The following is a 25,837-nucleotide window of genomic DNA, read 5'->3' as shown; positions in this document are numbered from 1 at the left end:
CGACATTTTACACCTGGCGGGGATGATTACAACACCGTGAAGAGGCACCTGGGTGCCCTGGATTACCCTGAAACTGGACAGCATTTTATAGTGGTATCGTGGCCACAGGGATTATCTTCCCTCAGGGAGCTGTCCGTTTTCCCCGGAATCACTGTCCCAAATCACCGGCGTACNCAAATTTGCAGAAATCCCTGTTTTGCGGTCTTAGATTTCGTGCATCTGCTGATTTTTTCCTATTACAACCAGAACATCATTTGATTCAAGAATTTCTGTTGAAACAGGATTGAAGATCATTATGCCCGAGTGCTTTTTTATGGCAACAACGATTATTCCGAAATCGTTTCTGAGATTGCTTTCCAGAATGGTCTTCCCTGCGAAGTTTGATTGTGGGTTTATTCTCATTTCATGCATTACCAGGCTTAATTCGCTGTTTGTCATGGCGCTATCGAGAAAGTCGATAACTGTGGGTTTTAATAACGAATCGACCATTCTCTGACCGCCGATATTGTATGGGAGCACNACCTTGTTTGCTCCGGCACGCAGCAGTTTTTTTTCGTTTATCTCTTCGCCGGCTCTTGCCAGGATNAAAATATCCGGATTTAACTCTCTGGCGGTGAGCGTAATAAATATATTATCGCTATCTTCGCTTACCGCGGTTACTAGTGCTTTTGCGCGCTTGATTCCGGCATTTGTCAACGCTTCTTCCGAAATGGCATTGCTTATTATGTGAGGAACATTGTCTTTTTCTAAAGCAAGCGTGTGCTTCGGAATATGCTCGATCACAACACAGTCTTTCTTGTTCGCGATAAGCTCTCGTGCTATTAANCGCCCGACTCTGCCGTAGCCGCAAACGATGTAGTGGTTTTTTAANGATGCAATTTTTTTGTCCAATTTGCGCCTCCCCATTGTTTTTTGCAGTTCGCCTTCTACTAAAATACGCATCAATGAACCAATAGAATAGGCAACAATTGTAATCCCGAATATGATTGTAAAGATGGTAATGATTCTGCCTGAGTTCGAGAGGGGTTTTAATTCCTGGAATCCGACAGTACTTATAGTGATAACGGTCATGTAAAAGGATTCAAATACTGTCCAGCCCTCAACGAGATGAAGACCTATTGTGCCNAATAAAAATGTAAAAGCCAGCCCGGTCAAAAGCAGTGATANTTTGCGCAGATTAGTATTTTCCATTTTTCCCCGATACATGTCTTTCGTGGCAATATCGCTTTTGTTTATTTCATGTTTCAACTAAAAAATATCGCGNTCTGATTCCCTATCCCTGAATTTCCCCCAGGGCATACACGCGAAATTCAAGCCCACGTGCACTACTTCTTTTATGTTCTGTGCCTCATAAGGCGCGAGATACTTCAGGATTTTTCTTGGCATAGTATTGATTCGTTTCTGGATTATTGCAACCTGTTTTGGGCACCCCTGGCTTCCCCGAAAACATTATACCTGCACCGACGGGACGACGCCGAAGGCCTGACAGATTTCCCGCTGCCACTTGGTGACCGGAAACAGGATCCAGCAGAACCCTTTCTTCACCACGCCTTGTCCCGGCAGATCCGGATTGCCTCGGTGGCAGCGACACAACCCGCTGCTTACAGGTAAATTGCAATACCTCACCATGCCGATTATATTTAGATAGGGAGCGGTAAAGGAGCGATCAGATGAAGCGATTGATAATACCGGCGGGCATACTGGGAATCCTCCTGGGGGTCCTGCCTCTCCAAAGCCTGGAACGGGGCGCCTCCATCGGCCTGGGGGTCGTCTCCTTCTCCGACGATGCAACGGGAGAGACCCTCTCCTACCAGCAGCTGGCCCTGCGCCCGCACCTGAGGGTGGGCAAATTCAGCATCGGACTCAACCTGGAGATCCACTACCGCTTCACCGGCGGCGACGGCCAGGACTTCGAGATCCGCGAGGAAGACTGGAACCCCCAGGGAGAGATCAACGCCCTGGAACTCTACCTCCCCAAGATCGACTACCTGCGCTACGGCGAAAAGGGGGATCCCCTCTACCTGAGCCTGGGATCCTTCTCCGACGCGACCCTGGGNAACGGGTTCATNATGGANTCCTACTCGAACCTCCTCTTCCGGCCGGAGCGGCCCCTCTTCGGCGCCCTCCTGGACATCGACTCCCGCCTGGTGGGGCTCCCCTACGGGGGAATCGAGACGGTGGTGGCCAACACCGCTGCCTGGGACGTGATCGCCGGACGGCTCTTCATCCGCCCCCTGGGGGGGATGGAATCGGTTCTGCTCTCCCGCATCCAGACAGGAGCCACCCTGGCGGTGGACCGGGACCCCTACTACCACGTCCAGAAACAGGAGACCCCCCAGAACCCCTTCGCCGACGAGTCCACACCGGACCCGGTGATTATCTGGGGGGTGGATACCCGCATTCCCCTGGTCGAAGCGGAGCGGCTGAGCCTGGCCGTCTTCGGCGATGTGGTGAACCAGGACAACCGCCTGGGGGGAATGGTCGGCACGGGGGGAGTCCTCCAGACGGGTCCCCTGGGGCTTATCTACGGCGGCCAACTCCGCCTCTACGAGGACAACTTCGTTCCCACCTATTTTGACGGCACCTACGACCGGCGCAGGGTCGAACGCTTCCGGATCTACGACGGAGAGCGGGACGTGAAGGGAACCCTGGGCTGGCTCGCCCGCCTGGGCTTCTCCTCTGCCCGGGAGGGCCTGCGGTTTGTCACCACCATGAGCGGTCCCTTCGAGGATGGAACAGGAACGGGTCCGGACCTGAAGAGCACCCTCACCATCGCCGAGGGGGCCTTCCCGGGGTTCCCCGGCCTGAGTGTCTCCGGCACCTACCAGGCCTTCGACCTGACCGAACCGGCCGATATCGTGGAGGCAGAAAACACCCTGATGGGCCTGCGTCTTAACATCCGTTCCGGTCCGGTGGTGATCTCCCTGGTAACGGATTTGCGCCACGACCCTCTGGCTCAGGGCGATCCCTGGACGGTCACCTCGGGGCTGGAGACGAGCATTGCATTTTAGGATCTTCGCACGGGCGGCGAGGACAGGAGGCATCATGAAGCGCGGTTACAGATCTTCTCTTCTCCTTCTGGCGGGGCTCCTGGCTCCCCTGGCGGGAGGATTTCTTTCCCCGGAAGGTTCGTTCCTCTGGGCCCAGGAAGGGGCCGTGGCGGTTCTGGAGTACGCCGATGATCTCCAGGAGCTGGAGGTGGTCGACTCCGACGGCTTCACGGTGGAACTCTTTCTGGGGATCGGTCTCTCGCCGGGGGACCGGATCACCACGGGAGAGAGCGGGGCAGAGCTCCGCCTGGACCCTGCGGGGAGCCTCCTGCGCATCGCACCCCGCACCGTCTTCGAGATCAACTCGATTCAGGGGCACCGGGGGGCCACCACCACCCGGAGCACCCTCCGCAGGGGCGCCGCCAGGCTCGTGGTAGCTCCCTCGGGGGACCGCAGTGCCCGCTACACCCTGGAGACCCCCGGGGCCGTCCTGGGCGTTCGGGGTACGGACTTCGCCGTTTCCCTGGGGCCCCGCGGGAGCGAGCCGCCCCGGGAAGGCCCTGAGGAGGGCCCTCCGGGTGAGGAAGGCCCGCCCACGGAGGAGCCCGCCCCGGAGGGAGATGGCCCACCGGAAAGAATCATCCCGCCGGAAGGAACCCTTCTGCCCGGGGAAGACGCCTCGCCCGAGGGAACCGCCTCACCCGAGGGAACCGTCCCGCCTGAGGGAGACGCCGCCCCGGAGGGAGCAAACTCCCCGGAAGACCTCCCCCTGGAGGATGTTTTTGTCTTCTCGGGACAGATCATCGTCACCGAACGCGCCCGGGAACGGGAGATCTACCTGGCGGCCCGGCAGGGCGTTACCCTGGGCAGGGAACCCTTTCTGCCCCAGACCTGGAGCGATGAACGAATCCAGGCCTTCCAGGAAGAGCTGGAATTCGAGTTTCTCAACCCCGCGAGCCTTGTGGAGCAGGAAACCGACACAACCGAAGCAGACGATCCCGACCGGGAGGATACCCGGGAAGGAGCCCCGGACCTCTCCGCCACCGTGGCGGTACCGCTGGAGCGTCCCCGCGATNNAGCCCCCGAAGCAGAAGAACCAGCTCCCCCGGGGGCCCTCGAACGCGGTCTGGGCCGGGTTGTCCAGGCCACGGGAATGCAGGTGGGGGCCGTCACGATCAANCGCGAGACCTANGGGCAGGTGGTCTTCCAGCCCCGGATCACCACGGAGCGCCTGGACGCGGCCTTCTACCTCCCCTTTACCTATCGGGAAAACCTCTTTGACCCCGACGACTGGTACCAGCCCGAAGGAAACAACGAGTGGACCTTCGGCAGCGACCAGGACTGGTCGGGCGATCCNGCCGGAGCGCTGCACGATCTGCTCACCGACCTGGCNCTGAAGGTCCAGTACATCCGCTACGGCCGGGAGGGGGACCCCTTCCAGCTTCATCTGGGAAACCTGGACTCCTTCACCATCGGCCAGGGCCTTCTCATGAGGGACTACGCCAACGACCAGGAGTTTCCCACCACCCGCCGGCTGGGNGTTTTCCTGGCTATCGACCGCCCCGACTGGGGGTTCCAGGCGATGGTGAACGACGCAGCCGATCCCGGGATATACGGAGGCCGCCTCTTTGCCCGCCCCGCAGCACCGGTGATCCCCGCCGAGGTGGGGTTCAGCGCCGTGGCCGACCGCACTCCCGCAGCCACCCTGCCCCGGGAACNGACCGACGCCCAGGAGGCCGCCAGCGAGGGCGACCCCCGCTTTACCACTCTCGCCATGGACGTGGCGATCCCCTTCATTCGCAGGGAGCGATCGTCCCTCATCGGCTACACCGAGGCGGGCTTTCTGGTCCCCATCGTGCGGAACTCCACGGATCTGGAGGGCCAGTCGATCTCCTCGGGGATCAAGACCAACGCCCTGGTGGATTTCGACTCGGGTCGCCCCCGGAACTTCGGCTGGACCACGGGCATCCGGGGGTGGACCCCGTCCCTGCGCTACCGCCTGGAGTACCAGTTCTATAATGGCGCCTTCCGGCCGGGCTTCTACGGCCCCACCTACGACCGCCTTCGGGGCACCTACGCCGCCGAGACCATGGCTTATCTGGCCGACCCCGACGCGCGGGAATACCGCGACCAGTCCATGGCTGTGGCCGGAGAGGCGGGGATCACCCTCTTTCAGGTGCTTCACCTGACGGCGAGCTACCGGTGGCCCTGGGAAGTCACCTCGTCGGGATCCTGGGAAGCGCTCCCGGANGACGAGTTTCTCCTCCGCCTCGGTATCGACGAGGGGGTTCTGCCCCTGGGTATCGGCCTGGGGGCAGAGTANCGGCGGAGCTATTTTGCCCCGGCCCTGGGCGAATGGAACGGCTACGACCGGTCGGATCTCCTGGACGAACACACCACCCTGGCGGGCCACGTCACCTACCCCGTGACCGATCTGGTGAGGGTCACCGCCCGGATCTCGACTGCCCTGGAACGGGACAGGGACGGGGAGATCGTCTACGATTCGTCGGGACGCCCCAAGATGACCCCCACGGTTGTCATTCAGACCGAGATCGGGTTTTAGTAGGGGGATGGAACACCAGGAGAACCAGNCCCCCTCCTCCCCCCGGCCCGGCGTTGCCCTTCTTCCGCCCGAGGTGGCCCGGCGGATCGCCGCGGGGGAGGTCATAGAGAAACCGGCTTCGGTTGTACGCGAACTTCTCGACAACGCCCTCGATGCGGGGTCGTCGTCCATCGATATTTCCTGGGAGAACGGCGGAAGCGATCTGATCAGGGTTCGCGATGACGGGGCTGGGATGAGCCGGGAAGACCTGCTTCTCTGCTGGCAGACCCACGCCACCAGCAAAATCAGATCGATGGAGGATCTGGAACGGGCCACCTCCCTGGGATTCCGGGGCGAGGCGCTGGCCAGCATCGCTGCCGTGAGCGATCTCACCATCGAGAGCACCCCCGGCAACCACCCCTCGGGGCACCGGGTCGAGGTACGCGACGCCGAGCTGCAACGGATTCAGGCGGCTCCCCCCAGGCCGGGCACGGCCATCACCGTGGCGCGGCTCTTTGCAAATATGCCCGCCCGCAAACGGTTTCTCTCGAGGCCCCAGAACGAGGCCCAGGCGATCAGGGAGACGATCCTGGAGAAGGCCTTCCCCTTTCCCGGAGTCCGGTTTTCCTTTCCTGCCGCCGGGGGACGCCAGGAGGTATTGCCCGAGCAGACCCTGCTGGAGCGGGCTGGTCACATCTTTTCCAGAGTCTGCCCGCCCCAGAGCCTGACCCAGCTCCAGGGCAGCGGCGAGGGTTTCTCCTGCACCGTCATCGCCGCCCACCCCGAGGTTATCCGCAGGAACCGGAAAGCGATCCATATCTATATCAACAACCGCCGCGTGACGGAGTTCAAGTTCGTCCAGGCCGTGGAGTATGCCTACCAGGATGTCCAGCACGGAGGGGTTTTTCCCGTGGCGGCGGTTTTTCTCACGGTTGACCCCGAACTGACCGATTTCAACATTCACCCCGCAAAGCGGGAGGTCCGCCTGCGCAGGGCTGCCGAGATCCACCACCGCCTGGTGGAGCTGCTCCGCAGCCACCTCCACGCCTTTGCCCTGCGCGCGGCACGGTGGGAGGAAGCAGCCGAGGCGCCCCCTTCGCTCTTCCCCCGGGAGAACCCGTCGCCTCGGCCGTCCCGGCCGCACCTGCCACCCCGGGGGGGCAAGTCCTCNCCGGGTGCCCTTCCCTCCCGGGGAGGACACGGCCCGAAGGAACCCTTCGGCCACACCCTCCGGGCCGTACCCTCCCCCACCGATGCGGTCTGGCCTGCTCCCCCGCCTTCCCCGGCGCCCTCCCGGGAGGAGATCCCCCTGCAGGATCNCACCTCATCCCGGAGAGAGCCGCCCCCCCGGGGGCACGCTGATCCCCGGGAGCCCTCCGCAGCCTCCCCGACGGGGGCCCTCCGCTTTCANGGAACGGTCTTCGGCACCTTCAATCTGGTGGAACGGGGAGACGATCTGTACATGATCGACCAGCACGCAGCCCACGAGCGGCTCCTCTACGACCGCCTGGGGGCAGACCGGATCCCCCAGAAGCTCCTCATACCCGAGGAGTTCGAGGTCACGGCCGATCAGGATACGCTCCTGGAACGCCACCAGGAGGAGTACCGGAAACTGGGCATCATCCTGGAGCGAACAGAGGGCCTCCGCTGGTCCATCACGGCCCTGCCCGGCGAGTATCGCCTCTGCCGGGAGACCCTGGTGGAGACCGTCCTGGAACTGGGAGGGCTCCAGGACCAGTTCGACCGGGAGTTTCTNGCCCGGATCGCCTGCAAGGCTGCCATAAAAGCGGGGGACTATCTGGACAGCATCACCGGTGAGGAACTGGCTCGTCGCGTTCTGGAGCTGGACGAGCCCCGGTGTCCCCACGGGCGCCCCCTCTGGATCACCCTCAACCGGGCCCACCTGGAAGAGCTCATCGGCCGCCGCCAGGCCCCGCTCTCCGGGGGCGTTTCAGGGCCCGGAGGGGGCCCTTCCCTGGGGTAAATACTTTACCAGAGAGATAAGGTTTATTACCTTGTGATCATGAAAACTGCAACGCTTTCCCTGGCGGGGGCAACCTGCACATCCTGCTCGATCGGAATTGTCCACATGGCCCGCAGACTCCCCGGGGTCGACACAGCCCAGGTGGACCGGGCCACGGGCACCCTGCACCTGGATTTTGACGGAAACCCCGAAACGATCANNAAAATCNGGGGCTTTGTCCAGGCNATCGGCTACGACATCACCCTGGATCGCGTGGAGAACGCCCAGGACGCGCCCCCGGAAGGCGCGCNCCCCGACGGCGCAGCTANCTGACCCGGGGCTACCCCGTGATGGCGATCTGCCGGTTCAGACGGGAGAGCCGTTGCGCCAGAAGCCNCGCGAGAAAGATACCGTAATGGGGCTGGCGCCGGATCCCCGAGACGAAGGTGTTTTTTGAGACCCTGATCAGGGTGCTGGGCGTCCTGGCCACNACCGTGGCGGAGCGCCGGTTTCCCAGGAGGAAGGACATCTCCCCNAGAAAGATATCGTCGGGGCTCAGGGTTGCCACGAGCTGNTTCTTGCTCANGATATCCAGGGTCCCGCTCACGATGTAGTAGAGATCGTTCGAATCGTCACCCTCGCGGAAGACCGTCTCCCCCTCCTCCAGGGTGAGGGGGGGCTCCTCGGAGAAGATTCCCGGCGTGGCGTTGGCTTCCTTCTGATGGCGCACCTCGAAGGAGACCTCCGTGCCCCGGTCGTTATAGGAGAGATCGCTGAAGTAGTGGCGGGCCATGCGGATTCCGTGGCCGTGGAGGTCCAGGTTCACCTGGTTGTCCTCGAAGCGCTTCCGCCAGTCGAAGCCCGCTCCCTCGTCGGAGACGGTGAAGGACGATGAGTCCTTCCCGATCGTGTAGGAGACGCCTACGCGGCGCCGTCCCGTCTCGGGGTCCCGGCACTTTTCCCTGATCAGGGGGATGATATCGCCGTGATCGTGGAGGTACCGGTTTTTTTCCTCGTAGGAGATCCCNCAGTTGCCGTGCTCGATCGCGTTCATGATGAGCTCGAAGAGGGTCACGTGGAGCCGGTCCCGGAGTTCCAGATCGATATAGTTGCTGTTAAAGAGAAAGTTGGCGATCAGGGCGGCGTAGGTCCGGGCGTTGTAGGGGTCGTTGTCCATCTCCAGATTTCCATGAATGGTCCCGATGAAATCCATCTGCAGATCCCGCTGGAAAAGAATCTGCCTGTTCTTGTGGAGCAGGTANAGGACCCGAAAGAAGGTCTCCACAAACTCCCCCCGACGGATCATGGTCACCACGTTGGTCTCGCGGGGCAGGTTCTCCACACGCGAACTGTCCTTGCGGGAGTAGACGCCGATGACCCCGCCGTAGTGAAGCCAGGGATCTTCCGTTATGGCCTGGATCAGGGCGACCCCGTCTATGCGGGGGTCGGAGAAGTGAACCACCTGGAACTCCGGGAGCTCGTACCGGATATACTCCAGGGCCTCCTCGGCGGAGGTCAGGAAGAGCGGCTCGAAGGCCTGGCCAAAGCGGCTGCAGATTCGCCCGATCCGGTCGTTCAGGGCCGGATCGCTGCTGATAACGGGAAAACGTCGCATTGTGCAAGTATCGGCAGGCAGGCCAAATCTATTGAATCGCCCGGGGCCGGGAAGGCCAGGAGAGACCAGGAGGGCCCGTAGAGGACTTTCACCTCCACGTGGGTGCGCCCTTGCCGGGCGCACATAAAAAAAACGGAGCCACCGAAGCGGCCCCGTTCCCTCTGCAACCCCGTTCTTTTCGAACGGCGACCACCCCCCGCGGGGACAGCCGGTCTGCTTGTGCAATCTTACTTCGAGTAGAACTCGACAATAAGCTGCTCTTCCGCAATCGTGGGAATCATATCCCGCGTGGGAAGCATAGTCACCTTACCGGTGAGGTCATCCTGGGAGACCTCGATCCACGGCGATGCCTGCCGGGAAGAGTTCTCCGAGACGAGTCGGCGCATGAGCATTTCGGTGCTCTTTTTTGGCTTTCCGGCGATCAGATCTCCGGGGCGTACCAGCGCGCTGGGAACGGTCACCTTGCGTCCGTTGAGGTGGATGTGACCGTGGCTCACGAGCTGACGGGCCTGCCGTCGGCTTGCAGCCATTCCCATGCGATACACCACGTTATCCAGCCGCCGTTCCAGCATGATCAGCATGTTGTGTCCGGCCACGCCGCGCATTGCCTTTGCCTTGTAGAAAAGGTTCCGGAACTGCCGCTCCGAGAGGCCATAGGCGAACTTGACTTTCTGTTTCTCTTTCAGCTGACGTGCATACTCGGTCTCGCGAATGCGCCCCTTTTTGGGGTTGCCCGGCCCGTAGGGTTTCTTTTTGAGCAGACGGTCGTACTTAGGGTTTCCAAAGACGTTAATGCCGAGGTGACGTGCGATCTTTCCCCGGGCTTTTGAAGGTCGGGCCATTCACTATTCTCCTTGTTTCTTCCAACGAACGCGTATCGAGGCGGAATAATATGCCAACGACCGCGCCCTGTCAAGTCGGTTCATTGTTTCTTGCGGACTCCGAAGAGGCCTTTCAGTTTATCCAGAACACCCCGGGNTTCGTCCCGGGAGGNCTCCGTCGTCGCGGGCGGTGCCTGTTTCGGCGCACCCCGGTGTCGCTGTCCGTCGGCGGCTTTGGNCGGTGCCGCGCCCGCTCCGGCTGCGGCAGCGGTGGACCCGGAGCTTCCCCCGGGANCACCGGAAGAACCTCCCCGGCGNCGCCNCGAGGAGCGGCTGCTCTTTTTCCGGGGCTTCTCCCCCCCGAAGTTGGCCAGCATCTCGTCGGTGGGCTGAAAATCCTCGCCGTATTTCTTGCGGTAGTAGGCCAGGCGCTGTTCCAGGCTGTCCCCNGAACCGGGAGCGGCTCCCAGGGGCTCGGCGCTGCGTCGGGCCCGTNCCGGGGGCGCGGGTTTTCTGGTCCGCGGACGATCGTCNCGNTGATCCTCCTGGCGGGCATCCCGCCGGGGTCCCTCATGACGCCGTCCTTCGTGACGGCGCCCCTCGTGATGNCGCCCTTCCGAACGGGGGCGATCCCGTCGCCGATCGCCACCGGAGCTGCGACGTCCTCCGTCGCGATCACGGCCCCGCTGACCGTCGCGGTTCCCCGATTCAAGATGGATCCGCTTGCCGGCGCTGGCGTCCTCCCGATACAACTCGGGTGTGAGCTCCCCCACGGGGATNTTCTGGTTGATATAACGCTCGATCGCGTCAAGGCTGAAAACATAGCGCTCGCAGGCCAGGGTAACGGCCTTGCCACTCTCGCCGGCCCGCGCGGTGCGCCCGATCCGGTGNACATAGGCCTCGATATCCTCGGGNAGATCGTAGTTGACCACCATCTCCAGGTTGTCGATGTGGAGTCCCCGGGCGGCCACGTCGGTGGCTACCAGGAACTCGGCCTCGCCCGCCTTGAGTTTCTTGATGATCGAGAGCCGTTTTCTCTGGGGGAGATCACCGCTGATATACTCTGTGGGAAAGCCGTTCATGGCCAGACGGCGGGAGATTTCCTCGGCCGCGCGCTTGGTGTTGGTAAAGATGATCGCGTTCCGGGGCTGATCGCGTTCGAGGATTCCCAGCAACACCGACATCTTGTCCCGGGAGGCTACGTGGAGGAGCTCCTGGTGAACCTTGTCCACCGTGATATGCTCGGGCTCCACCTCGATCTCGGCGGGGTTATTCATGTGCTCCCAGGCGATGTTTCGGGCTTTGGTCCCCAGGGTGGCGCTGAAGAGCATGTTGAGCCGCTCCTCGCGGGGCCGCATTCTGCGAAGCATCTTCCGCAGATCCGGGTAAAAACCCATGTCCAGCAACCGGTCGGCCTCGTCGATGATCACCACCCCGTTGGTCCGCAGGTCCATGTGGCCGGACTGGCTCAGATCGAGGATCCGCCCCGGAGTGCCAACCAGGATGTTCACACCCTGGGAGAGGGCTCTTTGCTGCCCCTCGTAGCCTACGCCACCGTGAAAGACTTCGGTTGTGATGGGGAGCCCTTCGGCCAGAAGATTCGCCTCGTCCTTGATCTGGACCGCCAGCTCCCGGGTCGGAGCGATGACAATGGCGGTGGTACCGCGAAAACGTTCGTTGTGTAAAAGCAGATGAAAGGTGGGCAGCAGGAAAGCGGCTGTTTTTCCCGTTCCGGTTTGGGACTGAACCATCACGTCCCGCCCGTTCAGGACCAGGGGGATGGCCTCCGCCTGTACAGGAGTGCACTCCTCGAATCCGGCAGCCGCAACGCCCGCGAGGATCGCATCATCCAGTTGAAGTTCGTCGAATTTCATATCATCCCAGCCTATCTGATATTGCGCTCAACGACAACGTGCCGGGGCGCTCTTCTGCCCCGGAGTTGTGCCGAAGGTGTCCCTGCGTTGTTCCGGAAATGTTCCGGAGTTGCCCCGGAGTCAGCCCCGGCCGCCCTCTTCCGGGGATCTTTCACCCGGCCCCGTTGTCGTCGGTCNGGGCCTGGATATCCACATCGGCAGAATAATCGATCCCGGGAAANCCGAAGCCGTGAATTCTGAGAAAATCTTCCTTGATCCCCTCGACATCGCCCAGGCGNGGGAGGGTCTCGGCGGTGATCTTCTCCCAGTCCCGCTCGACCTCGTCCTGCACGTCCTGGCGCATCTCCCAATCGTCGATGCGAATTCTGCCCAGGGAGTCAACGGGCGGCTCCTCTCCGGCGAAGAGCTTCTCCGAGAAGAGGCGGACACACTGCTCGATGGTCCCCTCGTGGATCCCCTTTTCCTTCATGATCCGGTAGAGGAGCGCCAGGTAGAGGGGAACCGCAGGGATNACCGANCTGGCTCTGGTGACAAGAGCCTTGTTCACCGAGACCCAGGCCCGTCCGCCGGAATCGCGCANGNCCGTGTCCAGCCTGCGGGCGGTCTCTTCCAGGTGATCCTTGGCCCGCCCGATTGTTCCGTCACGATAGAGGGGGAAGGTCAGCTTGGGGCCGATGTAGGAATAGGCCACGGTGACCGCTCCGGGGGCCAGAACGCCCCCCTCCTGAAGCGCCCTGATCCAGAGCTCCCAGTCCTCTCCCCCCATGACCTTCACGGTCTGGGCGATCTCTTCCTCCGTGGCGGCGGGGACGGTGGCTTCTGCGACCTCGCCGGTGCGGCTGTCCAGGGAGAGNGCCCGGTAGTCCCGGCCGATCGGCTTGAGGGTTGAGCGGTACATCTCGCCCGTGTCGGGATCGATCCGGATTCCCGAGGCGAGGCTGTACACCACCAGGTCCACCTGGNCCATCATGGAGCGGATCTCCTGCACCGTTTCTTCCTTGATCTGGTGGGAGAAGGCATCACCGATGATGCTCTTGTGCTCCAACCCCGCCGCGCTGGCCTCCTTCCGGAAGGCCTGGTCCAGGTACCAGCCCGCCGAGGCGGTGCGGGANCCTTTGGCGGGGGTCTCGAAGGAGACGCCNATCGTCCGGGCTCCGGCTCCGAAGGCTGCGGCGATGCGCGAAGAGAGACCGTAGCCGGCGGAGGCCCCGATAACCAGAACCCGTTGGGGGGCCGGTACCGGGCTGTTGCGGCGTACGTAGTCGATCTGCTGCTTCACGTTGAGCTCGCACCCCCCGGGGTGGGCGTTCATGCATATATTGTTTCGTATCATCGGTTTGATAATCATGGTGTTTCCCCGTTCTTTTTTCTGCTTGTCTGTTTGTCTTCTACTGCTTGTCTTCTACTACGTGTCTTCTGTGGCCCCCTCCGGGGCCCTCCCTGTGGTCCTGCACACCTCTGGTCCGGTGGTGTCCGGCCTCGCGTGGCCGGGATTACCCCGGCTTCGGCCAGCTCCGTCCAGCTTCGGCCAGGCAGTGTCGGTCCGAGACCGCTAAAATACCACAGATGAGCAGCCTCTGGCCAGCACCACAAAAACCTTCTATTCTGGAAGTATAATGGATATCTACCGGTTTCTGACAGACCTTGCGGTGCGAAGGCTCCTCCTGGGGACGATTCTGGCCCTTGCGGGGGCGGGGGCGCTTCTTGCTGCTCCTCCCGCCGGGCGCGGGGCGGGGACGGTTCTCGCAACGGGGGGGGCGGTTTTACTCCTTTCGGGGATCTGCGCGGGGCTCCGGGCGCGGCGGGGTGCGCGGGGCTACCCCGACGAATATCGGGCAATCGCCCGGACGCTGGGCCTGCGCAGGAGCCTGGGGCTGGCCCTGCGGCTGGAGNTGCTGNTTCTTCTGGCCGGTGCCGTGACNGCTCCCCTGGCGGAGGGGGATTCCTTTCTGCGGGGAGCGGCNCTGGGCGCTGCNNCNACGGCGGGAATCCTCCTGCTTTTCGACGGGATTCACCGCCGACGTCTACCGTCTCACCCCCCTGCGTGGTATGATCCGGCGGTATGAGCACCACCAAGATTGAACCAAAACGATGGGATGCCCTGAGCGATCCCGAACGGGCCCGCATCATGGCCCGCTCCCAGATCGANATCGATTCTCTGGTCGAGCANGCCCGGCCGATCGTCCAGGCTGTCCAGCACGAGGGGGACGCGGCCNTGATCCGCTACGCCCGCCAACTGGACCAGGCCGACCTTACTTCCCGGGGAATCGCCGTATCGCCCGCCGAGTTTGACCAGGCCGAGGCGGAGCTGCCCCGGGAACTGCGGGAGGCGATCGATTTCTCGATCGAGAACATCCGGCGCTTTCACCAGGCCCAGGTAGAACGCGCCATGATCACCGTGGAGGTCCGGCCCGGGATCATCGCTTCGGAACGATCTACTCCCATCGAGCGGGTGGGGCTCTACGTCCCCAGCGGCAGGGGCAGCTTTCCCTCCATGCTCTACATGCTGGCTGTACCGGCGGTACTGGCCGAGGTGCCCCTCCTGGCCGTGACCACCCCGCCCCGGCCCGATGGCTCGGTGGACCCGGCGGTACTCTACGCCGCCCGCCGGTGCGGTCTGGAGCGGGTCTACCGGGCCGGCGGCGCCCAGGCCGTAGCCGCCCTGGCCTTTGGAACGGAAACGGTTCCCGCCGTCTGCAAGATTGTCGGTCCCGGGAGCGCCTGGGTGGCCGCAGCCAAGCGGATCGTGGCGGACCGGGTCGATGTGGGCGTCCCTGCGGGCCCCTCGGAGTCGNTCGTTCTCGCCGACGAGAGCGCCCAGGCCTGGAAGGTCTCGCTGGACCTGATGATCGAGGCCGAACACGGGAGCGACTCCTCGGCCCTCCTGGTTACCCCCTCGGAGAAACTTGCCCGGGAGGTAGCCCTCCAGGTGTCATCCCTGATCGANGAGGTTCCCGAGCCACGCAAGACCTTCCTGCGCGACGTCTTCACGGGCTACGGGGGNATCATCGTCACCTCCGGCGAGGACCAGGCCGTGGAGATCGTGAACGACTTTGCCCCGGAGCACCTGCTGATCACCTGCCGGGATTCCCGGGCTGTGGCCTCGAGAATCACCAACGCCTCGGAGATCCTGATCGGCGAACACACCGCCTTCAGCCTGGCAAATTATGCCACTGGCCCCAACGCCGTTCTCCCCACAGGGGGNTGGGCNCGCACCTTCGGCCCCGTGTCGGTGCGGGATTTCCGGAAAAGTTCTTCCCTGATCGAGGTGACCCCCCGGGGATACGAGGCGATGAAAGATCACGTGATCGCCCTGGCCGACAGCGAGGGNTTCTATACCCACGCCATGGCCCTCCGGCGACGGGACGAGGGCTCCACCACCTCATGACCCCCGACGATCAGGACCGGGGAGCGCAGCCACTCCCCTCCCNGACGGGAGACCATCGAGAGGNAGACCCTCANGATGGAGNCCCCCGGGAGGAGTGGACCCTGGACGGGGCCTTCCGCCGCTTCGAGTCCCGGACAAACCTGGAGCGAGGCGGCACCCCCCACCTGCGTCAGTACCGCCTCAACCGGATGGAGGCCCTTTTGCAGCGGCTGGGCAACCCCCAGGAAAGCCTTCCCGTGATCCACGTGGCGGGCTCCAAGGGAAAGGGCTCCACCGCAGCCTTCACGGCGGAACTTCTCGCCGCAGCGGGCCACCGGGTCGGGCTCTACACCTCTCCCCACGTGACAGACTACCGGGAGCGATTCCGGGTCCTGACTCCCCGAAGCGGAACCGGCGAAACCCGGGAGCCCCCCCGGGGAGACTCGCCGGAGGAAATCCTCCTGAAAGAGAGCCGCCGCGTCTGGGAGCTGGTCCCCGCCCTGGAGCGCGAGGGATGCCCCCCCGATGAACTCCCCACCACCTTCGAGCTCCTCACGGCCCTGGCCTTCTGNGCCTTTACAGCCGCTGACTGCGAGTTCGCCCTCCTCGAGACGGGGCTGGGGGGCCGCCTGGACGCCACCAACCTCTGCGTCCCCCTGGTGACGATCATCACGCGGCTGGAACTGGAACACCAGGAATACCTGGGCGAAACCCTGGCGGAAATCGCCCGGGAAAAGGCAGGAATCATCAAACCGGGGATCCCCCTGATCACCGCACCCCAGCGAAGAGAGGCCCGAAGCGTCCTGGCCCGCCAGGNAGCCCTCCAGAAGGCACCGCTCCTGCGGCTNCGCCCCCTGGACCGGTCCATCCCNCTGACCCTGGGGGGCGAAGTCCAGCGGATCAACGCCGCCCTGGCCCTGGGGGCCTTCGGGGAACTCCACCGGCAGGGCCGCGTNNAGGACGCACCCNNGCGGGTCCTGGAAGAAGCCCTGACCCGCACGACCCTGCCCGGCCGGGGCGAGCGACTGGCGGACCTCTACCTGGACGGCGCCCACACCCCCGAAAGCGTGGCCCAGGTGGTCCGGACCCTGACCCCGCCGGGGGGCGTGGCGATCCTGGGCGTGGTCCAGGGAAAAGATCTGCGGGGCATCGCCAGAGCTCTCGCACCGGCAGTCTCCCGGGTAGTCGTCTCCCGACCGGGGACATTCAAGCCGGGAGACCCCTCTGAGGTTTTCAGAACNCTTCTGGACGAGGGAATCCAGGCAGAACTGATCCCCGACCCCCTGGAGGCCCTCACCCGGGCGCGGGAACTGAACCGCCTCATCGCCCCCCCTGCCGAGGAGCCCCCCCCCATCGTGGTGACGGGATCGTTCTACATGGTGGGAGAGATCCGTCGCCTCGTCCTGGCAGAACCATCTCCTGCCCGGGAACCCCGTACAGCCCGTACACCCCGTACAGAAGGAGCAGGGCCGTGTCGCTGAACAACGCCGAAATCGACCTGATTCTGGGGGAGCTGGAACTTCCGGGCCAGTCGATCCAGAAGATCATCCAGCCCGACTTCCGCAACCTCTTCCTTCAGCTCTATCGGCCGGGCCAGGCGCACCGGCCCGACCAGACGAACCAGCCCGACCAGACCCACCGGCCCGGCCAGACCTGGTGGCTGCGGATATGCCTGGAGCACCCCCGGGTGAGGCTGCACAGCACGAACACCCCACCCCGGGCAAAGCGGAGCCACCAGCGCTTCGAATCCTTTCTCCACGCCCGCCTCCGGGGCGGGCGCATCGTCTCGGCGGAACACCTTTTCCAGGACCGGATCGTCCGGCTGGAGGTGCTGCACAACGGCGAACTCACCTGGACCTATCTGCGCTTCTGGGGCACCCGCTCGAACATCATCGTCACCGATAGCTCCGCCACCATTCTGGACGCCTTCTTCCGCAAGCCCTCCCAGGGAATAGAGAGCGGACAGCCCTTCCAGCCCACCCCGCCGGAGCGGTTCGAGCTGCGCGAACCCCGGGCCGTNCCCGAGGGCAGCTCCTTCAACGAGGCAATCGCCGGGATCTACCGGCACCAGGAAGAGACCCTGGAGCNGGAACGGCTCGAANCCACCTGCCGCCGNACCCTGGAACGACGCCGGGACCGCCTGCGGGCGCGCCTGGCCGAGATCGACCAGGGCCGGCACAGGGCAGCCGAAGCGGACCAGTACCAGCACTACGGAGAGCTGATCCTCGCCTTTCTGTACCGGGGGACCCCCGGCCAGGCCTGGATCGATGTGGAGGACTACGCCCGGGAGAACCGCCCCCTGCGGATCACCCTGGATCCGGGGCTCTCCCTCACCGACAACGCCCAAGCCTACTTCGGGAAGGCCGCCAAAGCGCGAAAGACCAGGGATTTTCTCCGGGATACCGCCGGGAACCTCCAGCGGGGCATCGCCGCGGCCGAGGAGACCCTGCTCGAGCTGGACCGCTGCGACCTCCCCCGGCTCCGGGAACTGGCGCGGGAGCTGGAGCAGATCGGCCAGGGCAACAGGGGCAGCGGGACCGGAGCCCCCCCCGAAACGGGCCTCCACTTCTCCTCCCGGGGCTTTCAGATTCTGGTGGGNCGAAACTCCCGGGAAAACGACGAGTTGCTGCGGCGNTCCGTGCGCGGAAACGACTGGTGGCTCCACACCAGGGACTACCCCGGGGGCTACGTCTTTATCAAGGGCCAGAAGAACCGCTCCGTCCCCCTGGATGTGCTGCTCGATGCGGGAAACCTGGCGGTGTTCTTCAGCAGGGCCAGAAAGAACGGCCAGGCCCACCTCTACTACACCCAGGTCAAGTACCTGCGCCGCGCCAAGGATGGCCCCAGGGGGCTGGTCCTCCCCACGCAGGAGAAAAACCTGGAAATCCGACTCGACCAGGAACGGCTCCGCACCCTGGGGATCGGCTCGGACCTCGCCCTGGAAGAATAGAAACGGGCGCGCCCGGGGCGCATCCACNGGCAGGGCACGCCCGGGAGCCCCCNCACCCAAAAAACCGGGAAAAATCGGGAAGAACCGGGAAAAAACAGGATCAACTCGAATCTCCCCGGGAAATAATCTATACTGGGATCAATGATTCGAGCGATGGTTGCCGAAGGCCTGTTCTACGAAAGCGACCCCGGGCAGCTGCGGAAAACCCTGCAGCGGGCCCTGGCGAATACCTCGGCGACCCCGGGCCACTCCCGCACGGTGGTGGCTCCCTACGGAGCCTACAGCATCACCCTCCCCTACGTCATGAAAGCCCTCCGCACCGTCCTGGACCAGCGCCCCCAGGTCATCATCCTCCTGGCAGCGCCCCACGCCGACGCCCGGGGCCGGGTGTTGCTCCCCGAATCGACCAGCTTTGCCACACCCTTCGGGGAGCTTCCCGTAGAAACCGGCGCCGTCTCGACCCTGGCGAAAACCTCGACGATCTTCCAGTTCGACGAGGTGGCGCACCTCCAGAACCACAGCCTCGAGCTGATGCTTCCGCCCCTGCACTACCTCTTCGGGCCGGTCCCCCTGATTCCCCTGCTGGTGGGGGAACTCACCCCCCTGGAGATCCGCTACGTGGCCAGAACGCTCGCTCACCTGGCCGCAGAGGGCCAGGCCCTCACCCTGGTGAGCGCCAACCTCAGCGGGTTCACCACATCCCGCGAGGCCGACGTCCGGGCCCGAACCATGATCAGACTCATCATGGACTCCCCGGGGGAAGCCATTCTCACCCCCCTGGAAACGATCACCTCACCGCCCCGGTCGCTCTCGCCCCTCGCCGTAGGGCACATCCTGGCGGGCGATACCACTCGCCCTTCCCTGCTCAGCCGTGGTACCTTCGAGACCGATTACCACGGCGAAACGGCGAGTGTTGTCTTCGCCTCGATCGCCTACATCTAACCTCCGGCACAGCACCGCCGGGCAGGACAGGGAAGGACGCGCCATGACCACACACCACCCCGAAACGGGGGTTTTTCTCTCGGGCCATCTTTCGGATCATCTTCAGGATCATCTTCAGGATCATCATTCTGATCAGGAGCCGCCCCTCCTGGCGATATCCTGCGGCATAGAACCCCGGGGACACATCGCGCAGAAGGTAAGCGCCGCAGCCAGACACGGCGGGGCCCTGGCCGGCCCCGAAGAAACCATCCCCTGGCCGATAACCCGGGTGGTTCTGCACCAGGGGGCATCCTGCCTCGCCGGCCCCTCCCTGGAGGGCGAACCTCTGGAGGCACTCCTGCCCCGCGAACCCGGNCAGGCCGTTCCCTCCTGGCTCACGCCCTTCCTGCAGGCCCTGATCCGGGAGCTGCCCCGGGAGCGGTTCTTCCTGTGCAACATCAGAACCTCCCTGGTCACCCCCCGGGGGGAGGTACTCCTCCTCGATTCCCGACTCTGCCAGGAGATCAACCAGGGCCTCCCGGGAACGCTCCGAAACGAGGTCCACGAACCCTACTGGGACGATCGCCTGGGCCGACAGGCAGCGGCCGATCCGCTCCCCGCNGCGGTATACCAGATAGGGGCGATCATTTTTCACGCCCTGACGGGAGAGCCCCCCCTGGGGCAAGCCCCGGAGGGAGAGACCCCGGCGCCCCGGCCGATCCAGAGTCTTNGCCCCGAGGTTATCCCGCCGGTGGCCACCGTTCTGGACGAACTGCTCCAGGGAGAACGACAGGCCGATCTCGAGGCGCTCCGGCAGATCCTCGAGGCGGTCCGGACACACCAGGGACGATGGCTCGACGANATCTCTCCCCGGGAGTGCCAGGCCAGAAAGGCCGCCGCCCTGGAGGAGTTTCACCGGGNCCAGCGCCAGCGCCGGGGGAAAACCTTCTGGCGAAAAAACCGCTCCCGTATCGCCGTGATCGCTGCCGTAACCCTGGTGCTCTCGTCGATCCCGATAGCGATGATCAGAAACCGCCTGGCCCCTCCCGCCACGGCCGGGCTCGCCCCCCTGGAGCTGGTCCAGGGGTTCTACCGGGCCTGGAACGATCTGGACCATCTCTTTCTGGACGACGCCACGGCGAAAGGCGTAGCCCGCGCCACGATCCGGGAGGTAACAAATCTGTACGTGATCGACCGGGTCCAGACCGCCCACGAACGGCACAGCCGGTTTCGGACTCCCCGGGAATGGCAGGAGGCCGGAAGCCCCCCGGACCTGATCCCCTACGGGATATCGGACCTGGTTATTACCCCCCTGGGGGAAGAGGACCAGGCCCTGCTGGTCCAGGCCGAGTACGCCCTCTGGAGGCCCGAGGGGGCAGCCTCGGAGGAGCAGGACCAGGCCCTGATCATCGTGGCCCGCACCCGGGACCTGCTGAGGCTCGAACCCTCACGCCACGGATGGATCATCACAGAGATCTCCTCCTCGGTGAAGGAGCTGGAGGAGATCATCCCGGAATAACCTCCCCGGGGCGACTAATCCACCACGAGGCTGATCAGGTAGGAGATGAGGCCCGAGCTGATCAGCACCGCTCCCGTGCCCAGGAGCGCCACCGAGGCCCCTCCCTCCTCGAGATCGGAAAAACTGCGGTATCCGTCGTCGTACCAGGCGAGGGCAGCCCCCCCGATCTCCAGGGCGAGCCCCAGCCCCACCATCCAGTGCCCNGCCCGGCGGATCTGCCGTCCCGGAGTGGGCGCGTCCCGGGGCTCGATAACCCTCCGGGCCCGGCCCGAGGGNGTCTCGTCCCGCAGATCGAGGGTCCTGTCGGGGACAACCGCCCTCTCCGGGAGAAGCTCTTCCTCGGCCAGGAAGGACTCCAGCACCGGGGAGTCACCGCTCTCCCGAAGCCGCCGGGTCTCCTCAAAGCGCTGACGCTCCTGATCGATCTCATCCACCCGCTGGCGGAGCCCGGGGAAGCGATCCTCCACCGCCCCCGGATCAATCGGCGCTTCGCGGTAATCCTGGCGCTGCCAGAAGACCTGAATCTCCTCCTCCAGCTCCCGCTGCTCGAACCGGGCGGGCCGGACCGGGGCGATCTCCCCGGGAGAAACCACCCGATGCCCCGGGTCGTCCTCGTCCTTCGGAATCAGTGCCTCGGGGACCTCGGTCCTGACCAGAACCATCTCGTTTGCGCCGAGCCGGACCACCTGGGGTTCCCCGGCATCGGCCGGAGCCTCGGGGTCGGGGCGATCGCGCACCTCCACGAGGCCCGAGAAGGTATAGACCCGGGTCTGCAGCTCTCCGGGGCTCTCCCGGTCGATCATCGTGTCGAACCCGAAATCGGTACCACGAACCCCCGCCACGGCTGAAAATCCGCGAACCTCGAAGGGGTCATCCTGAAGAACCCGCTCCACCCTGGCCCGCAGACGGCCGTAGGAGACCGCCAGTCCGCCGCCCCCCTCCCCGCCGAGGCGTTCGATCTCGAAGGTGGTGTTCTCGGCGACCTTCACCACCGTCCGGGAGGGAAGGAGCTGAATTTCCAGAAACGTTTCGGGGTCGGTCTGGACCAGATCACCCGCCAGAAGGGGCATTCCGATCACGTCGTCGGTAATGACATCGTAGGAGGAGAGCTGGCCGTTGCGGAAAACCGACATATCGTACCCCTCGGCGTAGATCACCACCGCAAAGGGCCGCTCCGCCGGGGCCCTGCCGCCGTCCCCGGCGAAGACACCCCCTGGCCCGGCCACCGCCAGAACCAGAACAGAGAGAAAGAGAGGAAGACCACCCCGGATCAAGCCGTCGAAGGCAGACCCGCCGAAGGCAGGCCCATCGAAGGCACATCCGCCGAAAGCCGACCCAGAGAAAACCCGCCCGCGAAAACCAGGAGGAAAGAAACGGTTCATACCCTTACTGTACTGCCAGAGGCCGGGAATCACAACTGCCGGAACGCCCCCGGAGGCGTTCCCCCACGGGAGCCGCACCCCATGACTTGCGCGAGCCCTCGTTTAAGAGTACTTTTTACGGGTGAACCTCTCTGCGACCCCCGGCATGCTCGGCCTGGTCGCCGCCGATGCGGAAATCACCGAGCTTCTTCAAACTCCCCTCGCCCAGGACGTGCGCTACACCTCCCACTTCAGCCAGAGCGAGGAGTTCTTTCTGAAGCTCGACCGGCCCTTTCAGGTCCCCTCCTTTCCCATCCATCACGACGTTCGCCTCACCACCCCCGGCAGGGAATACCAGAGCGCGCTCCGCTCCCTGACGCAGGACCTCTACCGGCTCCTGCCCGAGATCTTTCAGGGGCTCCACTACGCCTTCGACCCCCGGGAGATCCTCCGGCCCGTCTTCTACAAGCTCTTCCGCCTCGAGGAACGGCTCTTTCTCTACCATCTCCGTCTGGACATATCCTTTCGGCCCGCCCTCCACCGGGTGCTGGAGAAAGGCACCAACGACCAGACACCGCTCTACGAGACGGACCAGGCCCGCCTGGAGGCCAGCATCCTGCCCCTGGCGTCCCCCCCGGCAGGGGGAGACCCCCGGGAAATCCGGATAGACCAGTTGATCTCCGACACCTGGATCGGCGAGACCGGACGGGGCTACTTTGTGGAGGGAATCTGGATCGACAACGACCTGACGAAATTTTTTTCCCGACTGATTATCCCCCAGGGGAAACGGCTCTATCCCTACTATCCCCTGACGAGCCGTTTCAGGACCGTCTCCCACACGCCCCTGGATCTCCGTACCCGGGAACTGCCCCGGACGGTACCGCTGCTCCACAGGGCGAGGCTCTTTCTGGAGCCCCACCTGGAGGCGATCCAGCAGACCCTCCGATCCGAATCCTTCTCGGAGGAACTTCCCCTCTTCCGGGAACTGAAACAACAGGTCCCGGAGGAACTCCAGGCCCCCTGGCAGGATATCTCCCTCCGGGTCTATCTGAACGAGGACGACATGAAAGAGTTCGAAGTACATATCCCCGGAGCCCCGTCGTGACAGACCGGCCGGACAGAGCAGCACCGGAGGAAGAATCCCCCCTGGAGGGGCGTCGCGTAACCGTCATGGGGCTGGGTCTCCACGGGGGCGGGCTCGCTGCGGCCCGGTACCTGGCAGGCTGCGGGGCCCGGGTAACGGTCACNGACCTGCGCTCGCCCCGTGAGCTCGCCCCGACTCTGGAGCAGCTTCCCCGGGAGGTCCGCTGCGTCCTGGGAGAACACCGGGAAGAGGACTTTGCCGGGGCAGACCTGGTGGTGAAAAACCCCGCCGTCCCCCGCACGGCTCCCCTCCTGGGGAGGGCCCCGGCTGTGACCACCGACATCGCCCTCTTTCTGGCCCACTGGCGAGCCCCCCGGCGGGGANAGCNGNCCCGNCCGGGTCCGCTCGTGGCGATCACCGGNACCAAGGGGAAGAGCAGCACCGCCGGCGCCGTGGCCGCGCTGCTCTCGCAGCACCTTCCCGGGACACGGCTGGGAGGGAACATAACCATCTCCCCCCTGAGCTTTCTGAACGATCTCGGACCGGGAGACCCCGTGGTGCTGGAGCTCTCGTCGTTTCAGCTGGGAGACCTCCGGTTCTGCCACCGCCACAACAGCCAGCGCCCACACCAGACCCTCCCCCGGGAGATTCTCTTCCCCGACCTCGCCCCCTCGGTGGGGATCATCACCAACATCCTCCCCGATCACCAGGACTACTACCCCTCCCTGGAGGAATACGTCCTGGACAAGGAGGAGCTGCTTCTCTCCCTTCACGGAGAGGCGCTCTGCCTCGTGGGTCACCAGCCCCCCTGGAGCGACCGCTTCCGGCGAACCCTGGGTGCGCGCCCGGGGGTAACCCTGGAGGTGATCGCCCGGGAGACCGTTCCTCCAGGGCTTCTGCCGGAACAGCCCCTCCTCCGGGGAGATCACATGCTGGGGAATCTTGCCCTCGCCGCCTCGGCAGCCCGGTATCTGGGGGTCCCCCCCGAGGTAATCCGTTCCGGGGCAGAGACCTTCGCGGGGGTCCCCCACCGGCTCGAGCACCTGGGCCAGGCGGGGGGGATCTCCTTCATAAACGACACGGCCGCCACCATTCCCGAGGCGGCCCGGGCAGCCGCCCGGGCCTACCCGGGGAGGACGATCCTTCTGGCCGGAGGAAGCGACAAGGGCCTCGATCTTGCCCCCCTGGCGGAGGCAGGGGCGGAGGCGGTCGCCGGGGGGGGAGCCCTGGTTCTTCTGGCGGGGTCCGCCACGGAGCGGCTTTTGGCGCTCCTTGGGGAGCGGAAGGTGCCCTTCCACGGTCCCTGTCCGTCCCTGAAGGAGGCCTTCTCCCTGGCGCTGGATCTGGTCCGGGTCCCGGCCCGAGGCCGGGGGCACGAACCGTCGGGAACGGTTCTGCTCTCGCCGGGGTGCGCCTCCTTCGGGATGTTCAGGAACGAGTTCGACCGGGGGAACCAGTTCCGCGATCTGGTCCGGGAGGCCCTGGCAGCGGCCCCGGAGGCGCGGCGGGAAGCGCCCTCCTGAGAAGGGCTCCCCGAGTCCGTATTTTTTCCTTCCCCTTTTTTCTTTCCGGGTTTTCGGCGCCCTCCTTCGGGGGTATAGTATTACCATGCACCACTATCCAAAAGAGTTTATTCAGAGCATTCCCAAGACCGACCTTCACGTNCACCTCGACGGGAGCCTGCGCGAGCAGACCCTGATCGATATCGCCCGGGAAGAGAAGATCGAACTTCCCTCGTACACCCCCGAGGGGCTGAACGAGCTGGTCTTCAAGCCTCATTACGAGAGCCTCGACGAGTATCTGCGGGGCTTCGGCCTGACCACAAAGGTGATGCAGCGGGCAGAGCACCTGCAGCAGATCGCCTTCGAACTCGCCTGGGATAACGCCCGGGAGGGGGTGCGGCACCTGGAAGTCCGCTTTGCACCGCAGCTGCACGTCACGGAGGATCTCTCTTTTTCCCAGGTCATGCACGCCGTGGACGAGGGGTTGCGCCGGGCCCGCACAGAGATAAACGCCACCCTCCCCCCGGAAGAACCGGAGTTCGACTACGGCATCATCGTGATCGCCATGCGCTTCTTTGCGCCGAACTTTTCCCGCTACTACCAGACCCTCAGCTCCGTCCACAGTTATTCAAGCCAGCAGGAGATCATCCAGATGGCCTCGCGGGAGCTGGCCCGGGCCACGGTGAAGCTCCGGAACGAGACGGACCTGCAGATCGTGGGCTTCGACCTCGCCGGAAGCGAGTTCGGCTACCCCGCCGGTGATCACGAGGAAGCCTTCGACTACGTCCACGAGCATTTCCTGAACAAGACTGTCCACGCCGGGGAGGCCTACGGGCCCGAATCGATCTTCCAGGCCATTACAAAACTCCACGCCGACCGGATCGGCCACGGCCTCCGCCTCTTCAGCCCCCACCATATCCGGGACACCTCGATTGAGGACCCGCAGCAGTACGTGGAACGCCTGATCGACTACATCGCCAACAACCGCACCACCATCGAGGTCTGCCTCACCAGCAACCTCCAGACAGCCCCGGATATTCCCACCGTTCAGGATCATTCCCTGAAAGACATGCTCACGCACCGTCTCTCGGTCTCGTTCTGCACCGACAACCGTCTGGTGTCGCACACCACCGTGACCAAGGAGATCGAACTGGCCCTGGAGAGCTTCTCCATCCCGCCAAAACAGCTGAAGGATATCATCGTCTACGGGTTCAAGCGGTCCTTTTCGTACAAGCGGTACCCCCAGAAGCGGGAATACGTGCGCCGCGTCATCACCCGCTACGAGGAGCTGGAAAAGCAGTACGGCATCGTCTGACCCCGCCCCGCCC

The 25,837-nt window shown here is 64.1% G+C and carries 16 protein-coding genes; 10 read left to right on the top strand and 6 right to left on the bottom strand.

Annotated elements, in window-relative coordinates; translation table 11 throughout:
- Window positions 1–204: 204 nt before the first annotated feature.
- Window positions 205–1,191: a potassium channel family protein gene (locus tag B071_RS0102565; protein WP_026244919.1), complete on the bottom strand. Its 987-nt coding sequence runs from the start codon at window positions 1,189–1,191 to the stop codon at window positions 205–207.
- Window positions 1,192–3,045: 1,854 nt separating this feature from the next.
- Here B071_RS0102565 and B071_RS0102555 point away from each other — a divergent pair.
- The 3 genes from B071_RS0102555 (at window position 3,046) to B071_RS15480 (ending at window position 7,828) form a co-directional block, all read left to right on the top strand.
- A complete protein-coding gene (locus B071_RS0102555) occupies window positions 3,046–5,553 on the top strand; it encodes a FecR family protein (RefSeq protein ID WP_026244918.1) in 2,508 nt (835 codons plus the stop codon).
- 7 nt (window positions 5,554–5,560) lie between these two features.
- A complete protein-coding gene (gene mutL / locus B071_RS0102550; RefSeq protein WP_018525538.1) occupies window positions 5,561–7,516 on the top strand; it encodes a DNA mismatch repair endonuclease MutL in 1,956 nt (651 codons plus the stop codon).
- Window positions 7,517–7,555: 39 nt separating this feature from the next.
- On the top strand, window positions 7,556–7,828 hold the full coding sequence (locus B071_RS15480; protein WP_018525537.1) for a heavy-metal-associated domain-containing protein: 273 nt from the start codon (window positions 7,556–7,558) through the stop codon (window positions 7,826–7,828).
- A 7-nt stretch (window positions 7,829–7,835) separates the two neighbouring features.
- Here B071_RS15480 and B071_RS0102540 read toward each other — a convergent pair whose 3' ends face one another.
- The 4 genes from B071_RS0102540 to fabV all read right to left on the bottom strand — a co-directional run bounded on the left by B071_RS0102540 (window position 7,836) and on the right by fabV (window position 13,153).
- Window positions 7,836–8,672, bottom strand: a complete 837-nt coding sequence (locus B071_RS0102540; protein WP_438829536.1) for a cyclic nucleotide-binding domain-containing protein — start codon at window positions 8,670–8,672, stop codon at window positions 7,836–7,838.
- Between the two features lie 665 nt (window positions 8,673–9,337).
- Window positions 9,338–9,952: a 30S ribosomal protein S4 gene (gene rpsD / locus B071_RS0102535; RefSeq protein WP_018525535.1), complete on the bottom strand. Its 615-nt coding sequence runs from the start codon at window positions 9,950–9,952 to the stop codon at window positions 9,338–9,340.
- An 80-nt stretch (window positions 9,953–10,032) separates the two neighbouring features.
- Window positions 10,033–11,805, bottom strand: a complete 1,773-nt coding sequence (locus B071_RS0102530) for a DEAD/DEAH box helicase (RefSeq protein WP_018525534.1) — start codon at window positions 11,803–11,805, stop codon at window positions 10,033–10,035.
- Window positions 11,806–11,956: 151 nt separating this feature from the next.
- On the bottom strand, window positions 11,957–13,153 hold the full coding sequence (fabV, locus tag B071_RS0102525) for an enoyl-ACP reductase FabV (RefSeq protein ID WP_018525533.1): 1,197 nt from the start codon (window positions 13,151–13,153) through the stop codon (window positions 11,957–11,959).
- Window positions 13,154–13,867: 714 nt separating this feature from the next.
- Between fabV and hisD the strand changes: the two genes are divergently transcribed.
- The 4 genes from hisD (at window position 13,868) to amrB (ending at window position 19,064) form a co-directional block, all read left to right on the top strand.
- The gene (gene hisD, locus B071_RS0102515; protein ID WP_018525531.1) at window positions 13,868–15,193 is read left to right on the top strand and encodes a histidinol dehydrogenase; all 1,326 of its coding nucleotides are present in this window, start codon (window positions 13,868–13,870) and stop codon (window positions 15,191–15,193) included.
- Complete coding sequence (locus tag B071_RS0102510; protein ID WP_018525530.1) at window positions 15,190–16,653, top strand: bifunctional folylpolyglutamate synthase/dihydrofolate synthase; 1,464 nt, start codon at window positions 15,190–15,192, stop codon at window positions 16,651–16,653. Before hisD ends, B071_RS0102510 begins: the two co-directional genes overlap by 4 nt.
- Entirely contained in the window at window positions 16,644–18,122 is a 1,479-nt protein-coding gene (locus tag B071_RS0102505; protein WP_018525529.1) for an NFACT RNA binding domain-containing protein, read from the top strand. The genes B071_RS0102510 and B071_RS0102505 overlap by 10 nt, the downstream gene beginning before the upstream one ends.
- 141 nt (window positions 18,123–18,263) lie before the next feature.
- On the top strand, window positions 18,264–19,064 hold the full coding sequence (gene amrB, locus B071_RS0102500) for an AmmeMemoRadiSam system protein B (RefSeq protein ID WP_083914359.1): 801 nt from the start codon (window positions 18,264–18,266) through the stop codon (window positions 19,062–19,064).
- Between the two features lie 1,512 nt (window positions 19,065–20,576).
- On the opposite strand, the gene B071_RS18150 is transcribed toward amrB, so the two are convergent.
- Window positions 20,577–21,632 carry a FecR domain-containing protein gene (locus tag B071_RS18150; protein WP_438829535.1) on the bottom strand — a complete coding sequence of 352 codons (1,056 nt, stop codon included), beginning with the start codon at window positions 21,630–21,632 and terminating at the stop codon, window positions 20,577–20,579.
- A 433-nt stretch (window positions 21,633–22,065) separates the two neighbouring features.
- On the opposite strand from B071_RS18150, the gene B071_RS0102485 reads away from it, so the two are divergent.
- The 3 genes from B071_RS0102485 (at window position 22,066) to B071_RS0102475 (ending at window position 25,824) form a co-directional block, all read left to right on the top strand.
- Complete coding sequence (locus B071_RS0102485; protein ID WP_157702984.1) at window positions 22,066–23,028, top strand: hypothetical protein; 963 nt, start codon at window positions 22,066–22,068, stop codon at window positions 23,026–23,028.
- A gap of 65 nt (window positions 23,029–23,093) precedes the next feature.
- Window positions 23,094–24,530, top strand: coding sequence for a UDP-N-acetylmuramoyl-L-alanine--D-glutamate ligase (gene murD / locus B071_RS15465; RefSeq protein WP_083914374.1), 1,437 nt, complete (start codon window positions 23,094–23,096; stop codon window positions 24,528–24,530).
- An 85-nt stretch (window positions 24,531–24,615) separates the two neighbouring features.
- Entirely contained in the window at window positions 24,616–25,824 is a 1,209-nt protein-coding gene (locus B071_RS0102475; RefSeq protein ID WP_018525523.1) for an adenosine deaminase family protein, read from the top strand.
- The last annotated feature ends 13 nt before the right edge of the window (window positions 25,825–25,837 follow it).

Origin of the sequence: Alkalispirochaeta alkalica DSM 8900 (assembly GCF_000373545.1) — a bacterium.
Taxonomy (GTDB): domain Bacteria; phylum Spirochaetota; class Spirochaetia; order DSM-27196; family Alkalispirochaetaceae; genus Alkalispirochaeta; species Alkalispirochaeta alkalica.
Note: the sequence above shows the minus strand (reverse complement) of the source record. Positions and strands in the feature narration are given on the sequence as shown.

Bases quoted from the DNA above. Each gene is read 5' to 3' on its own strand.
- rpsD (WP_018525535.1), bottom strand. From the start codon at position 9,952: ATGGCCCGACCTTCAAAAGCCCGGGGAAAGATCGCACGTCACCTCGGC.
- amrB (WP_083914359.1), top strand. From the start codon at position 18,264: ATGATTCGAGCGATGGTTGCCGAAGGCCTGTTCTACGAAAGCGACCCC.